General features: G+C 61.3%; 13 protein-coding genes and 1 pseudogene. 5 read left to right on the forward strand and 9 right to left on the reverse strand.

Annotated features, from left to right (window positions below; all coding sequences use genetic code 11):
• Positions 1–231: 231 nt before the first annotated feature.
• Positions 232–1,080 (forward strand): carboxylating nicotinate-nucleotide diphosphorylase, encoded by an 849-nt coding sequence (nadC, locus tag V6093_RS13750; RefSeq protein ID WP_004575864.1) that lies wholly within the window; start codon positions 232–234, stop codon positions 1,078–1,080.
• Between the two features lie 74 nt (positions 1,081–1,154).
• On the opposite strand, the gene trxB is transcribed toward nadC, so the two are convergent.
• Positions 1,155–2,117, reverse strand: a complete 963-nt coding sequence (gene trxB / locus V6093_RS13755; protein WP_004575865.1) for a thioredoxin-disulfide reductase — start codon at positions 2,115–2,117, stop codon at positions 1,155–1,157.
• A 330-nt stretch (positions 2,118–2,447) separates the two neighbouring features.
• Between trxB and cysZ the strand changes: the two genes are divergently transcribed.
• Entirely contained in the window at positions 2,448–3,176 is a 729-nt protein-coding gene (gene cysZ / locus V6093_RS13760; protein WP_003247319.1) for a sulfate transporter CysZ, read from the forward strand.
• 44 nt (positions 3,177–3,220) lie between these two features.
• On the opposite strand, the gene V6093_RS13765 is transcribed toward cysZ, so the two are convergent.
• From V6093_RS13765 to V6093_RS13780, 4 genes and pseudogenes are all read right to left on the reverse strand, one after another.
• Positions 3,221–3,838: a GAD-like domain-containing protein gene (locus tag V6093_RS13765; protein WP_003247320.1), complete on the reverse strand. Its 618-nt coding sequence runs from the start codon at positions 3,836–3,838 to the stop codon at positions 3,221–3,223.
• Positions 3,839–3,856: 18 nt separating this feature from the next.
• Positions 3,857–5,203 carry a DUF6861 domain-containing protein gene (locus tag V6093_RS13770; RefSeq protein ID WP_003247321.1) on the reverse strand — a complete coding sequence of 449 codons (1,347 nt, stop codon included), beginning with the start codon at positions 5,201–5,203 and terminating at the stop codon, positions 3,857–3,859.
• A 225-nt stretch (positions 5,204–5,428) separates the two neighbouring features.
• Complete coding sequence (locus tag V6093_RS13775; protein ID WP_370626866.1) at positions 5,429–5,860, reverse strand: methyl-accepting chemotaxis protein; 432 nt, start codon at positions 5,858–5,860, stop codon at positions 5,429–5,431.
• 162 nt (positions 5,861–6,022) lie between these two features.
• Positions 6,023–6,766, reverse strand: a pseudogene (locus V6093_RS13780) (PAS domain-containing protein); the annotation flags it as partial.
• Positions 6,767–6,923: 157 nt separating this feature from the next.
• Here V6093_RS13780 and V6093_RS13785 point away from each other — a divergent pair.
• Complete coding sequence (locus V6093_RS13785; protein ID WP_265979488.1) at positions 6,924–8,114, forward strand: glycosyltransferase family 1 protein; 1,191 nt, start codon at positions 6,924–6,926, stop codon at positions 8,112–8,114.
• A 64-nt stretch (positions 8,115–8,178) separates the two neighbouring features.
• Here V6093_RS13785 and V6093_RS13790 read toward each other — a convergent pair whose 3' ends face one another.
• Entirely contained in the window at positions 8,179–8,661 is a 483-nt protein-coding gene (locus V6093_RS13790) for a glutathione peroxidase (protein WP_003247324.1), read from the reverse strand.
• 145 nt (positions 8,662–8,806) lie between these two features.
• Positions 8,807–9,292 carry a peptidylprolyl isomerase gene (locus V6093_RS13795; protein WP_003247325.1) on the reverse strand — a complete coding sequence of 162 codons (486 nt, stop codon included), beginning with the start codon at positions 9,290–9,292 and terminating at the stop codon, positions 8,807–8,809.
• Here V6093_RS13795 and V6093_RS13800 point away from each other — a divergent pair.
• Together V6093_RS13800 and pta are read left to right on the forward strand one after the other, a co-directional pair.
• Positions 9,291–9,593: a DUF3565 domain-containing protein gene (locus tag V6093_RS13800; protein ID WP_014755346.1), complete on the forward strand. Its 303-nt coding sequence runs from the start codon at positions 9,291–9,293 to the stop codon at positions 9,591–9,593. The genes V6093_RS13795 and V6093_RS13800 overlap by 2 nt on opposite strands.
• Before the next feature lie 31 nt (positions 9,594–9,624).
• Entirely contained in the window at positions 9,625–11,712 is a 2,088-nt protein-coding gene (gene pta / locus V6093_RS13805; protein WP_003247327.1) for a phosphate acetyltransferase, read from the forward strand.
• Between the two features lie 79 nt (positions 11,713–11,791).
• Here the strand turns inward: pta and V6093_RS13810 are convergent, their stop codons facing one another.
• Together V6093_RS13810 and V6093_RS13815 are read right to left on the reverse strand one after the other, a co-directional pair.
• Complete coding sequence (locus V6093_RS13810; protein ID WP_003247328.1) at positions 11,792–12,511, reverse strand: OmpA family protein; 720 nt, start codon at positions 12,509–12,511, stop codon at positions 11,792–11,794.
• Between the two features lie 109 nt (positions 12,512–12,620).
• The gene (locus V6093_RS13815) at positions 12,621–13,265 is read right to left on the reverse strand and encodes an MBL fold metallo-hydrolase (RefSeq protein WP_004575872.1); all 645 of its coding nucleotides are present in this window, start codon (positions 13,263–13,265) and stop codon (positions 12,621–12,623) included.
• Positions 13,266–13,290: the final 25 nt, after the last annotated feature.

Consider the following 13,290-nt stretch of genomic DNA (forward strand, 5'->3'; position numbering starts at 1 on the left):
TGCAGGGTGTCTTGCCCGAAAGGGCTGAAAATCGTCAAAGCCATGGCGCCAAATACCAGTCGCCATTATCGGTAAAAAACCGTATAGCTACCAGCGCCGTTTCGCTGGCTGGCTAATGACCCTGATCGGCTCCGATTACTCACAACGCCCGACCAAAGGTCAGCGCCAAGGCGGCTGTACACACCGGCCCCCTGCCCTATAATCGCGGGCACCTAGCTTGTGGAGCCGACCATGCCGAACCTACGCCTTGCCGACCTGACCGCTGAAATTGAAGCCAACGTGCGCCGCGCGCTGTTGGAGGACATCGGCAGTGGCGATATCACCGCGCAACTGATCCCGGCCGAGCGCCTGGCCAAAGCGACCATCATCACCCGTGAAAACTGCGTGGTCGCCGGTACCGCTTGGGTCGATGCCGTATTCCGCCAGCTCGACCCGCGCGTTGCTGTGCACTGGCAGGTGGCCGACGGTGAGCAGGCCACTGCCAATCAGCCGTTGTTCCACCTGGAAGGCCCGGCCCGTTCGCTGCTCAGTGGGGAGCGCAGCGCACTGAACTTCCTGCAGATGCTGTCGGGGGTCGCCACCCGTGCGCGCTTCCTCGCCGACTTGGTTGCAGGCACTCAGGTGCGCCTGCTGGACACCCGCAAAACCCTGCCGGGGCTTCGCCTGGCGCAAAAATACGCAGTGACCTGCGGTGGGTGCGACAACCACCGAATAGGCCTGTACGACGCCTTCCTGATCAAGGAAAACCACATCGCCGCCAGCGGCGGCGTAGCCGAGGCGGTGGCCGCAGCACACCGCATTGCGCCGGGCAAGCCGGTGGAAATCGAGGTCGAAAGCCTGGACGAACTGCGCCAGGCGCTGGCCGCTGGCGCGGACATCATCATGCTCGACGAGCTGAGCCTGGACGAAATGCGCGAAGCCGTGCGCATTACCGCTGGCAAAGCCAAACTTGAAGCCAGCGGTGGGGTCAACGAAACGACCCTGCGGGTGATTGCCGAGACGGGGGTGGACTACATCTCGATTGGCGCCATGACCAAGGATGTGAAAGCGGTGGACCTGTCGATGCGACTGAGCCTGTGAGCTGATTGCAGACAATAAAAAACCGGCGCTTGGCCGGTTTTTTATTGGGGGCGCTTTGCACCCCTTTTCTCAGATCAGGACGAGGCGTTGGCCAAACCGTCCAGGTAGCGCTCGACATCCAGCGCTGCCATGCAACCCGCACCGGCCGACGTGATGGCTTGGCGGTAAACGTGGTCAGCCACGTCGCCAGCGGCAAACACACCCTCGACGTTGGTAGCGGTGGCGTTGCCTTCGCGGCCGCCGTTGACTACCAGGTAGCCGTCTTTCAGGGTCAGCTGGCCTTCGAACAGCGAAGTGTTCGGGGTGTGGCCAATGGCGATGAACACGCCGTCGACCTTGATTTCGTCGCTGCTGCCGTCGTTGTTCTTCAGGCGCGCACCGGTTACACCCATGTTGTCACCCAGCACTTCGTCCAGGGTGGCGTTGAGCTTGAGCTCGATCTTGCCTTCGGCCACACGGGCGTTCAGCTTGTCGACCAGGATCTTCTCGGCGCGGAAGGTTTCGCGACGGTGTACCAGGGTCACTTTGCTGGCGATGTTGGCCAGGTACAGTGCCTCTTCCACGGCAGTGTTACCACCACCGACCACGGCGACCGGCTTGTTGCGGTAGAAGAAACCGTCACAGGTGGCACAGGCCGAAACACCCTTGCCCATGAAGGTTTCTTCCGACGGCAGGCCCAGGTAGCGAGCGCTGGCGCCAGTGGCGATGATCAGTGCATCACAGGTGTACTTGCCGCTGTCACCCTGCAGGGTGAACGGCTTGTTGGCCAGGTCGACAGCGTTGATGTGGTCGAAGACGATCTCGGTTTCAAAACGCTCGGCGTGCTCTTGCATACGCTGCATCAGAGCCGGGCCGGTCAGGCCGTGGGGGTCGCCCGGCCAGTTGTCGACTTCGGTGGTGGTGGTCAGCTGGCCACCCGCCTGCATGCCGGTGATCAGCAGCGGCTTGAGGTTGGCACGGGCGGCATACACCGCAGCGCTGTAACCGGCAGGGCCGGAACCGAGAATGATGACGCGCGAATGACGTACTTCAGACATGTCGAACTCCTGTCGAGCGGGCCGCAGGGCCGGCATCAGTGTACCGGCTGCGCCAGCCAAGAAATTAAAAAGGACCCACGCAGCACTTGGGGAAGGCTAAAACGCGCAGGCCCGCAAAGCGAAAAGTTGAGCGCACTGTAGCGAGGTCGCAAAGATTAAGGAAATATCCTTAGACAATCCACCTCATAGGCATCGCCTATGCTGCGATTTCATCGATAAACAAGCCCCGGGCGCTTTTGTTACATCCCGTTTCCCGCCCACGGCGTGCCTTTCGTCGGCGCGGCAAACTCGGTAAGGTCAGCGCGTTTTCCTTCTCTGCGGAGTATCTAGATGCAAGCCCCTGTCCTCTCTGGCCCCCAATACCTGCGCGAAGGCCTGAAACTGGTGCTGAGCCCGAACCTGCGGCTGTTCGTGCTGCTGCCACTGGCAGTCAACCTGTTGCTGTTCGGTGGCCTGATCTACTTCGCCGGCCACCAGTTCGGCCTGTGGCTCGATGCCCTGATGCCCACGCTGCCTGACTGGCTGAGCTTCCTCAGCTACATCCTCTGGCCGCTGTTCGTTGCCTTGCTGGTGCTGATGGTGTTCTTCACCTTCACCCTGGTGGCCAATATCATTGCCGCGCCGTTCAACGGCTTTCTGGCGGAAAAGGTCGAGGTGGTAGTGCGTGGCGAAGACACCTTCCCTGCCTTCAGCTGGGGCGAGCTGGCAGCCATGGTACCGCGCACCTTCAGCCGCGAAATGCGCAAGCTGGGCTACTTCCTGCCACGCGCCATCGGCCTGTTCGTCCTGTCGCTGATCCCGGTGGTCAACGTGGTGGCTGCGCCGCTGTGGCTGATCTTCGGCGTGTGGATGATGGCCATCCAGTACATCGACTACCCGGCAGACAACAACAAGATGAGCTGGCAGGACATGCTCGCCTGGCTGCGGCAGAAGCGCTGGCAGAGCCTGGGCTTTGGCGGCATCACCTACCTGGCGCTGATGATTCCTGTGGTGAACGTTCTGATGATGCCGGCGGCGGTGGCCGGGGCTACGCTGTTCTGGGTGCGGGAGCGGAGCTGAAGGAGCGAGGGGCTGCAGGGCAGCCCCTCTTTGCGGATTGCTTTTTAGAAGTCGGAGAAACTGTAGGGTTCGAGGGTGGCAATCTGAGAAAGCAGTATTAGATGTTCCACTGCCTTAACCTTCTCGAGGTTAGCAAGGTCGCTTGACCCGCCGAACGCCAAGGCTGGAACGAACCCATACATTTCATCATGCTTTAGCATGCCCAATTTCTTCTTTGCGGGCTCGAACATACCATCAAAGTCAACAGACGCCTTCTCTTTGCCAAGGAAGAAACCTTGCACTTCCCTGTCCATATCCGCCGCTGTCAACTCATATTCACTGCCCCTGTATCGTGAAATATGAGCCAAAATCTTTACTGAGAAACCCGTTTGCTCTCCAAAGAGATACAGGTCACCAAATGCGCCGCGAGCGATCAGGTGGTATCTATCCCGCTTCTCCAATATTGTGCCTTCGATAAGCGAGGCAGTTACCCCTTCATATTCCTGGGGATTGACAGTCCAAAATATCCCGTCACCATACCCGCACCAACCGTGCTCACTCCAATACGCTAACAATTTGTTCGGCAAGATCCCTCTGTATCGATCCAGACTTGAGGGAGGAACCTCCTGTCGAAAAAACGGCTCACCAACTTGCTCTACAAACAGGGAAAAAACCTCATCCACGGCGAAACCCTCAAGCGACTAGCATTTATGCAGTTTTACGTTCAACAAGCCTGATCCCACGCCCGATTTTGAAGCTTTCTCGGCAGCAGCTTTCAAGCCCTCAACTCTGCTTTTCCATTGCGGGCCTATGCTCGAGTTAACTTGCCTGTCGCCAAAATCAGAAATAGTATCCCGTCCACCGGCGATCAAGTCAGGATTATGCAAAGCTGCGAGAGATGACAGGGTTTCCTTTGCCTGCTTCACCGAGAGCTTTCTAGCTTCAATGGCATTCATAGTTTTCATCAGATCCCTCTGAATTCTCTCCTGTAACTTATCATAAAGTTCCTTTCTCGCTATTTTTGCAATGCGCGGATCTCGCTTCGCCGGATTAGCGATATTTTCGAGAAACTCTTCAACCGTTAGCCGATTCAACCCATCCTGCTGTCCCTTCAGCTGCCGTTCAAACTCGCCATGCTTCGATGCTGGCAATTTATCCGCCTTGAAACATGCCACCGTATGCAAAGACATGCTACCGGGCTTACCTGTTGACGGCTCCTTGTCTTTTTCTGCCTGCCGATTCGGCTGAACTGGCTGCGGATCACCCATCGCCCCCTTGCGCCGCTCCGGCACTTGCAGATCCGGCCGTTTCTTCAACCCTTCCTCATGCTTGAGCATCCATTGCCCCAGCCGCGCGCCTTTGCGGCTGGCCGCCATCTCCTGGGCCAGCACTCGGGCATCGCCGCGTCCGCGGGTGAGGTATGACACGATCGCCCCCAACAACAGCACCACGACTTCCACATGGCCTTGGGCAATCTGATGCGTGGCCCGAGATATCGCATAAGGGTCGTCCCGGCAGAACGGGCCGGTGCCTTCATTGCCGCAGGTGCCTTCCCAGGCGAAGCGGATGCCATCGACGTAGTACTCGCCGATACGCGGCAAGCCGTCGATGAAGAACTCGGCGATGGAGGCCAGCCCCAGCGCACCGAGGATCCAGCCGCTGACCTTGAGGCCCATGGCCGCGCCTGCGCCAGCGAACGGTATGGTTCCGGCGCCGCCGGCGAATGCGCCGACCCCTGCGCCAAGCAGGCCACCGGTAACGGTGCTGCCGACGACGATCATCGCCATCTGCTGCACGACCCTCAGCAGTTCGTCGACGATGCTGTTGATGTCGAGGTCGGCGAAGCGCTGGCGTAGCAGGTGCGCCGCCTGCCATTCGGCGTGGTAGAAGGCTGTGCGGACAGCTTCGATCCGGCGCAGGTTGAGGCCCAGTGAGGCGACCTCTTCATTGAGGCTGGTGCGGAACTGGCCACCGCTTGGGTAGCCCACCATGGCGATGACACGTGACTCGATCTCGTGCCAGGAGGGCACGAGGTAATCCAGGTACATGAGGTGTCTCCCTGACAACGTGTGCAGGGGGAAATCCCATCATGGATTCGGATCGGAGGTTTCTGAGTCAGTTGTAGGAAAATGCGACTTCGTTTCCGGCATGCTCGGCGAAGTTCAGCTGTTCAGTTGTTGCTGTGGGTAAGGCTGGAAATTTTTATCGTTCTTGAGATCGAGCGCCGCGCAGGCGAAGCTCGATCCCATGGCCATTACAAACCCCAAGCCATATCAAAGACTCAGCCGGCTGGAAAACTGCCCCACTACGTCCACTACCCGCTTCGCCCCGTCCTGGATCTCGACAATCACGCTGCCCGTCTCATCCGCCAGCGCCAGCCCCTGTTCGGCCTGGCGCTTGCTGGTGTCGATGATCGACACTGCCGCCTGCGCCAGTTGTTCGTTCTGCTGTACCACCCGGGCGATTTCTTCGGTGGCGGTGCTGGTGCGAGAGGCCAGTTGGCGCACTTCGTCGGCAACGACGGCAAAGCCCCGCCCTTGCTCACCGGCACGGGCGGCTTCGATGGCCGCGTTAAGGGCCAACAGGTTGGTCTGCCCGGCAATGTCGCTGATGGTCTTGATGATCGAACCGATCACCCGCGACTGGGTATCCAGCGCCTGGATGCCGTCGGCCGCCTCTTGCATCGAAGCCTCCAGTCCACGCATCACGGTGACAGTCTGGGTGACCACTTCGGTGGCCTTGCGAGCACTGACATCGGTACCCAGCGAGGTGTTGTAGGCGACATCTGCCGCCTCGGCCACTGCCAGCTCCTGGTTGACCTGATCGGTGATCACGGTGGCGAACTTGACCACCTTGTACAGCACATCGTGGGCATCGAAGATCGGGTTGTACGAGGCCTCCAGCCAGATCACCCGGCCATGGGCATCAATGCGCTTGAAGCGCTCGGCAACATATTCGCCACGGCGCAGCCGGTCCCAGAACGCTTGGTAGCCAGCCGAGTTGACCTCCTGCGGTTCGCAGAACATACGGTGGTGCTTACCGCGAATCTGCTCCAGGCGATAGCCGACGGTGGCCAGGAAACGATCGTTGGCAGTGAGAATGATGCCGTCGAGGTCGAACTCGATCACCGCAGTAGAGCGCATCAACGCCTTGATCAGGCTTTCGTGCTCGCGTGAGGTCTCAATGGTTCGGGTCAGGTCGCTGGAATGCAGGGTGAAGTACTTGATGCGCCCCTCGCTGTTCTTCACCGGCTGCAGGATCGAGCGCAGCCAGGCTTCCTGACCATTGCCCCGCAGAAGACGGAACGCACCGTTCAGGTGTTCGCCACGGCTGATCGCACTTTTCATGCGCTGGTAGAAGTCCAGCGACTTTACGTGGGCGGGGACGATGTCCTCGATATTGCGTCCAAGCAATTGTTCGGCACGGTAGAGCATCTCGCTCTCGAAGTTGCCGTTGACCATCTCGATCCGTCCCTGAGGATCGAGCTGCAGCACCAGCATCTCGCTGTCGAGACTACTCTTGACCTGTTCGATGGACATCAGGTCTTCGCGCAGTTGCCGGATTTCTTGCTTGAGCTTGTTGTTGAACATCACCGCTCTCCTGGAGCGCATCACGTAGTCGAATGCATCTTCATCGGCTGCCGGCTACACCTTCTTGAGTGCTGTGCGAGGAAATATTCATAAAGGCAAACGTGCCGGCGGTCAGGCGTCATCTTTACGTCACAAGGCGGTCACATTAGCGCAACCCGGCAGGCGGAAACTTTTTGTCATGAATACACCCGCCCTACGCATTACCCTGGTCAGCGAAACCTTCCCACCCGAGATCAATGGCGTGGCCAACACCCTTGGCCGCCTCAGTGAAGGGTTGCGCCAACGCGGCCATGAGGTCGAGGTGGTGCGCCCACGCCAGGCAGGCGAAGGGCACGCGCACAACGACCCGCACCTGATGCTGTGCCGTGGCTGGGCGCTGCCTGGCTACCCGGGTTTGCAGTGGGGCGAGGTGTCGATGCACAAGCTGTTGCGCCGCTGGCGCCGGCAGCGCCCGGATGTACTGTACATCGCCACCGAGGGGCCGCTGGGGCTCAGCGCCCTACGCGCGGCCCGACGCCTGGGGGTGGCAGTGGTCAGTGGCTTTCACACCAACTTCCCGCAGTATTCCGGCCAGTACGGCCTTGGCCTGCTGGCGCGCCTGCTCACTCACTACTTGCGCTGGTTCCATCGGCGCACGGCAATCACCTTGGTGCCGAGTGCCAGCCAGCGCCTGGAGCTGGAGCGTCGCGGCTTCGAACGCCTGGAGCTGCTGGCCCGAGGGGTCGATGCCTGCCTGTTCAATCCAGCCCGGCGCAGCCAGGCCCTGCGCGAAAGCTGGGGGCTAGGCGCGGAGGACATCGCCGTACTGCATGTCGGGCGGCTGGCGGCGGAAAAGAACCTTGGCTTGCTACGGCCGTGCTTCGAGGCACTACGCAACACGCATCCACAGAAGCGCCTGCGCCTGATCATGGTCGGCGACGGGCCTCAGCGCGCCAGGCTTGAACAAGAGATACCGGACGCCGTGTTTTGCGGCGCCCAGCGCGGTGAACGACTGGCCGAGCACTATGCCAGCGGCGACCTGTTCCTGTTCCCGAGCCTGACCGAGACCTTCGGCAATGTGGTGCTCGAAGCCATGGCCTCAGGGTTGGCGGTAGTTGCTTATGACGAGGCGGCCGCCGCGCAGCATATTCGCCATGGCCACAGTGGCGCGCTGGCGATGCCGGGGGACCAGGCAGCGTTTGTCGATGCAGCGTGCTGGTTGCTGGAAGAAGTGGAGACGTTGCGCAGGGTGCGCCTGAATGCGCGACAGCATGCCAGCCGCCAAGGTTGGCCGGCGATTGTCGAGCAGTTCGAGGGGTATCTGGATAGCGCTTGTCGCAATGTCAGTGCTGCAGCTGGGCGTTCGACGCAGTATGTGCAGCGCCTGTGAAAGCGAGCGCCGCGCAGGCGGCGCTCGGCTTCGCAGGTGCCACAATGATCGCGCCCGGCACTATTCAGACCAGTGCTTTTTCAATGGCCTGCACCACTGCTGGGTCATCCGGCGCCGTGCGGGGTGAGAAACGCGCCAGCACCCGGCCATCCTTGCCTACCAGAAACTTCTCGAAATTCCAGGTAATGTCACCGGGGAACTCGGCCCCCTCGCCTGCCAGCAGGCGGTACAACGAATGGCGCTGCGGCCCGTTGACCTCCAGCTTGCCCCCCAGCGGGAAGCTGACCCCGTAGTTGAGGCTGCAGAAGTCCTGGATTTCCTTTTCGCTACCCGGCTCCTGCCCGGCAAACTGGTTGCACGGCAGGCCAAGCACATTGAAGCCCTTGTCCTTGTAGATCTGGTAGAGGTTTTCCAGGGCCTTGTATTGTGGCGTCAGGCCACATTTGGAGGCGACGTTGACCACCAGCACCACTTGGCCCTTGAAGGGTGCGAGGGGCAGCTCTCCGCCGTTCAGCGCTTCCAGTTTCAGGTCGTGAAATGCACTCATGATGAAATCCCCTCTCAGGTTCCCGGTTGCCGTGCAGGCGAATTTCGCCCACTAAAAAGGCGCTCGTCCAAACCGTTCACCTCCCGTAGGAAGGCAAATCGGCTTGCCCGAGCGCCTGGCGACTTTCTGAGCTTAGCGCAGAAAATCAGTGGTGATGGCCACCTTCACCGTGGATGTGACGGTGAGCGATTTCTTCGTCGCTGGCGTCACGCACGTTCACAACCTTGACCTGGAAGGTCAGGCGCTGACCGGCCAGTGGGTGGTTGCCATCAACGGTGACGTCGTCGCCGTCGATGTCGCGGATGGTGACGATCTGCATCTGGCCGTCCGGCGCCGAAGCGTGGAACTGCATGCCCACTTCCAGCTCGTCGACACCTTCGAACAGGCTACGGTTCAGGGTGCTGACCAGTTCGGCCAGGTACTCGCCGTAGGCCTCTTCAGGTTCAATGGAAACGTTCAGCTCGTCACCAGCCTGCTTGCCTTCCAGGGCTTTTTCCAGGCCCGGGATGATGTTGCCGGCACCGTGCAGGTAAACCAGCGGCGCGCCACCGGCGGAGCTGTCGATGGTCTCCCCGGCGTCGTTGGTCAGGGTATAGTCGATGGAGACAGCCTTGTTGGCGGCGATCAGCATGGGGCAAGACCTTTTGCAAAAGAATGTAGAGCGGACAAGTGTAACCTTGCCATCGTCCGATTGCGAACGTGGTGCAGACGAGCAACGGCCCATCAGTCGGATCAACGGCTTTCATCAGGACGAAGAAGGCCACTGGGTGGTGGAACTTTCGTGCGGCCATACCCAGCACCTGCGCCACCAGCCGCCGTGGCAGGCACGCCCTTGGGTGCTCGACCCGGCACAACGTGCGCAACACATCGGCCAACCTTTCGCTTGCGGCTGGTGCGCACAAGGGGCCGATAGCGCTACCCTTGACCGTTAATTTCTTGCACCGCTTATTTCGAGAAGCACGCATGCAGACATTTTTCATTGCGCCGACCGACTTCGGTGTCGGCCTGACTTCGATCAGCCTGGGCCTGGTGCGCACCTTGGAGCGTGCCGGCCTGAAGGTCGGCTTCTTCAAGCCTATCGCCCAGCCCCACCCGGGTGACACTGGCCCCGAGCGCTCCACCGAACTGGTCGCCCGCACCCACGGCATCAAGCCACCGGTCCCACTGAGCCTGGCCCACGTCGAGCGCATGCTCGGCGATGGCCAGCTGGACGAGCTGCTTGAAGAAATCATCCGCCTCTACCAGCAAGCCTGCGTCGGCAATGACGTGGTTGTGGTCGAGGGAATGGTGCCCACGCGCCACGCCAGCTACGCAGCGCGGGTCAACCTGCACCTGGCCAAGAGCCTGGATGCCGAGGTAATCCTGGTATCGGCCCCGGAAAACGAAGTGCTCAGCGAGCTGTCTGGGCGGGTCGAACTGCAGGCCCAACTGTTTGGCGGCCCACGCGACCCGAAAGTGCTCGGGGTTATCCTCAACAAGGTGCGTACCGACGAGAGCATGGCGGACTTCGCCACCCGCCTGCGCGAGCACTCGCCATTGCTGCGTGGCAATGACTTCCGCCTGCTTGGCTGCATCCCCTACCAGCCCGAGCTGAACGCGCCGCGGACACGCGATGTGGCCGAGCTGCTCGGCGCCCAGGTGCTCAATGCCGGCGATTACGAGCAGCGGCGGATGAGCAAGATCATCATCTGTGCACGCACGGTGGCCAACACGGTCCCGCTACTGACCTCGGGTACCCTGGTGGTAACCCCGGGCGACCGCGACGACATCATCCTCGCTGTCAGCCTGGCAGCGATCAATGGCGTCCCCCTGGCCGGCTTGCTGCTGACCAGCGACAGCAAGCCTGACGTGCGCATCCTCGGCCTGTGCCGCGGTGCCCTGCAGGCCGGCCTGCCGATCCTTTCGGTCAGCACCGGCTCGTACGACACCGCCAACCAGCTCAACTCGCTGAACCGCGAAATCCCGGTGGACGACCGCGAGCGTGCCGAGTTCATCACCGACTTCGTCGCCAGCCACCTCGACGCGGCCTGGCTGCACCAACGCTGCGGCACGCCACGCGAACTGCGCCTGTCGCCGGCAGTGTTCCGCTACCAGCTGATTCAGCGTGCGCAGCAGGCCAACAAGCGCATCGTCCTGCCAGAAGGCGCCGAGCCACTGCTGGTACAGGCTGCAGCCATCTGCCAGGCCCGCGGTATCGCCCGCTGCGTGCTGCTGGCCAAACCCGAAGACGTCGACGCCGTGGCCCGCGCCCAGGGCATCACGTTGCCGCCGGGGCTGGAGATTCTCGACCCCGAACTGATTCGCGGGCGCTACGTGGAACCCATGGTCGAGCTGCGCAAAAGCAAGAACCTCAACGCACCGATGGCCGAGCAGCAGCTGGAAGACCCGGTGGTGATCGGCACCATGATGCTGGCCCTGGACGAAGTAGACGGCCTGGTCTCGGGCCTGGTGCACTCCACGGCCAACACCATCCGCCCGGCCCTGCAGCTGATCAAGACCGCACCCGGCTCGAGCCTGGTCTCGTCGGTGTTCTTCATGCTGTTCCCCGAGCAGGTACTGGTGTACGGCGACTGCGTGATGAACCCGCACCCAAGCGCTGCCGAGCTGGCGGAGATTGCCCAGCAGAGTGCCGAATCGGCGCAGGCCTTCGGCATCGCGCCACGGGTGGCGATGATCAGTTATTCAAGCGATTCGGCCAGCGATGAAGAAGTCGAGAAAGTGCGCGAAGCGACACGCCTGGCACAGGACGCGGCCCAGGAGCTACTGATCGATGGGCCGTTGCAGTATGACGCAGCGGCCAACCCGGCGATCGCACGAGAGCTGGCGCCGGCGAGCCCGGTGGCCGGGCGCGCCACGGTGTTCGTGTTCCCCGACCTGAATACCGGCAATACGACCCACAAGGCGGTGCAGCGCAGTGCCGACGGGGTCAGCCTGGGGCCGATGCTGCAGGGTTTGCGCAAACCGGTGAACGACTTGCCGCGTGGGGCGCAGGTTGACGATATCGTGCATACCATTGCCCTGACGGCGATTCAGGCCAGCGTGGCGCGCTAAAAGCAGAGGCTTCTTTGCAAGCTTTGTGGGAGCGGGATTGCCCGCTCCCACAGAGCCGCAAAGCAGCCCTGAAGGTCAATCAGGGATACTGCTGAACCTGACCTTGCTGCTCATACTGCTGACCCGGAATCGGCTTCAGGTTCACTTCCACACGGCGGTTCTGCGCACGACCATTGGCGTCAGCATTGCTGGCGATCGGCTGGTCCGGGCCCATGCCACGGACAGAGATACGCGAGGCATCCACACCCTGCGAAGTCAGGTAGGTACTGACCGCCTGCGCACGGCGCTGGGACAGGTCCATGTTGTGCTGGCGGCTGCCCGTGCTGTCGGTGAAGCCAACCACTTCGATGGTGTTCTGGTTGAATTGCTTGAACGAGCCAGCCAGGTTGTTCAGCGGCGAGTAGAAGCTTGGGGCGATGTTGGCCGAGTCGGTGGCGAAGGTGATGTTGCCCGGCATGATCAGCTTGATCTGGTCACCCTGACGCTGCACTTCCACACCTGTGTTGGCCATTTGCGCGCGCAGCTCGGCTTCCTGCTTGTCGGCGTAATAGCCATAACCGGCTGCAGCGGCACCCACAGCGGCAGCACCGATCAGTGCACCCTTGCCACGGTTGTTGTGGTCGATGGCAGCGCCGGCGATGGCACCGGCCAGCGCCCCCAGGCCGCCGTACTTGGCGGTCTTGCTCATCCCTGTGGAGCCCTGCGCCTGACCCTGGTTGTCGTAGGGGTTCTGGCCGGCACAGCCGGTCATCAGTGCAGCGGCGGTTGCGACGATAATCAGACGACGCATGGTGAACATGGACAAGCTCCTACTGAAATTCATAAATGCGGCAGATCCCAAAGGGTTCTATGCCAGCCTTGGAACGCATCGGCAACGAAAAATTCCATGAAAGTGCCTTCATGTGCCATCAGGCACGCACGAATGGGTTTTCCCGCATCTCGTCGCCCAAACGGGTGTCGGGCCCGTGGCCGGTCACCACGATGGCCTCTTCGTCCAGCCGGTACAGCCGCTCCTTGATGGAACGCACGATTGCCCGCTGGTCGCCACCCCACAAATCGGTGCGGCCAATCCCCCGGCGGAACAGGGTGTCACCGGCAATCAACAACTTGGCGTCGGCGAACCAAAAGCTCATCGAGCCCGGGGTATGGCCTGGCGTGTGCAACGCCACACCGCAGCCGCAGGCCAGTTCTTCGTCATCGCCCAGCCAGCGGTCCGGTGCCGGTACCGGGGTGTAAGGTACGCCGAACATCTGGCACTGCATCTCAAGGTTGTCCCACAGCATCTGGTCGTCCTTGTGCAGGTGCAGCGTGGCACCCGTCAGCTCCTTGAGCTTGCCTGACGCGAGGAAGTGGTCGAAGTGCGCATGGGTGTGGATGATGCTCACCAGCGTCAGGCCGTGGACCTGCAGGCGGGCAAGGATCTTGTCCACATCACCACCCGGGTCGACGACCATGGCTTTCTTGGTCAGGGGGTCGCCGATCAGCGTGCAGTTGCACTGCAAGGGGCCGACGGGGAAGGTTTCGCGGATGAGAGCAGGCGGGGCTTGGGTCATGGTGTTCTCGCAGGTGAAGCTGGGT

The sequence above is a fragment of the Pseudomonas putida group bacterium ESBL64 genome (genome assembly GCF_045277175.1).
GTDB classification, from domain to species: domain Bacteria; phylum Pseudomonadota; class Gammaproteobacteria; order Pseudomonadales; family Pseudomonadaceae; genus Aquipseudomonas; species Aquipseudomonas alloputida.

What these genes read in the sequence shown, in the direction of transcription:
- pta (WP_003247327.1), top strand. Translation starts at nt 9,625, where the DNA reads ATGCAGACATTTTTCATTGCGCCGACCGACTTCGGTGTCGGCCTGACT.
- trxB (WP_004575865.1), bottom strand. Translation starts at nt 2,117, where the DNA reads ATGTCTGAAGTACGTCATTCGCGCGTCATCATTCTCGGTTCCGGCCCT.
- V6093_RS13795 (WP_003247325.1), bottom strand. Translation starts at nt 9,292, where the DNA reads ATGCTGATCGCCGCCAACAAGGCTGTCTCCATCGACTATACCCTGACC.
- V6093_RS13810 (WP_003247328.1), bottom strand. Translation starts at nt 12,511, where the DNA reads ATGTTCACCATGCGTCGTCTGATTATCGTCGCAACCGCCGCTGCACTG.
- V6093_RS13790 (WP_003247324.1), bottom strand. Translation starts at nt 8,661, where the DNA reads ATGAGTGCATTTCACGACCTGAAACTGGAAGCGCTGAACGGCGGAGAG.
- V6093_RS13785 (WP_265979488.1), top strand. Translation starts at nt 6,924, where the DNA reads ATGAATACACCCGCCCTACGCATTACCCTGGTCAGCGAAACCTTCCCA.
- nadC (WP_004575864.1), top strand. Translation starts at nt 232, where the DNA reads ATGCCGAACCTACGCCTTGCCGACCTGACCGCTGAAATTGAAGCCAAC.
- V6093_RS13815 (WP_004575872.1), bottom strand. Translation starts at nt 13,265, where the DNA reads ATGACCCAAGCCCCGCCTGCTCTCATCCGCGAAACCTTCCCCGTCGGC.
- V6093_RS13770 (WP_003247321.1), bottom strand. Translation starts at nt 5,203, where the DNA reads ATGTACCTGGATTACCTCGTGCCCTCCTGGCACGAGATCGAGTCACGT.
- V6093_RS13800 (WP_014755346.1), top strand. Translation starts at nt 9,291, where the DNA reads ATGGGGCAAGACCTTTTGCAAAAGAATGTAGAGCGGACAAGTGTAACC.
- V6093_RS13775 (WP_370626866.1), bottom strand. Translation starts at nt 5,860, where the DNA reads ATGCGTGGACTGGAGGCTTCGATGCAAGAGGCGGCCGACGGCATCCAG.
- cysZ (WP_003247319.1), top strand. Translation starts at nt 2,448, where the DNA reads ATGCAAGCCCCTGTCCTCTCTGGCCCCCAATACCTGCGCGAAGGCCTG.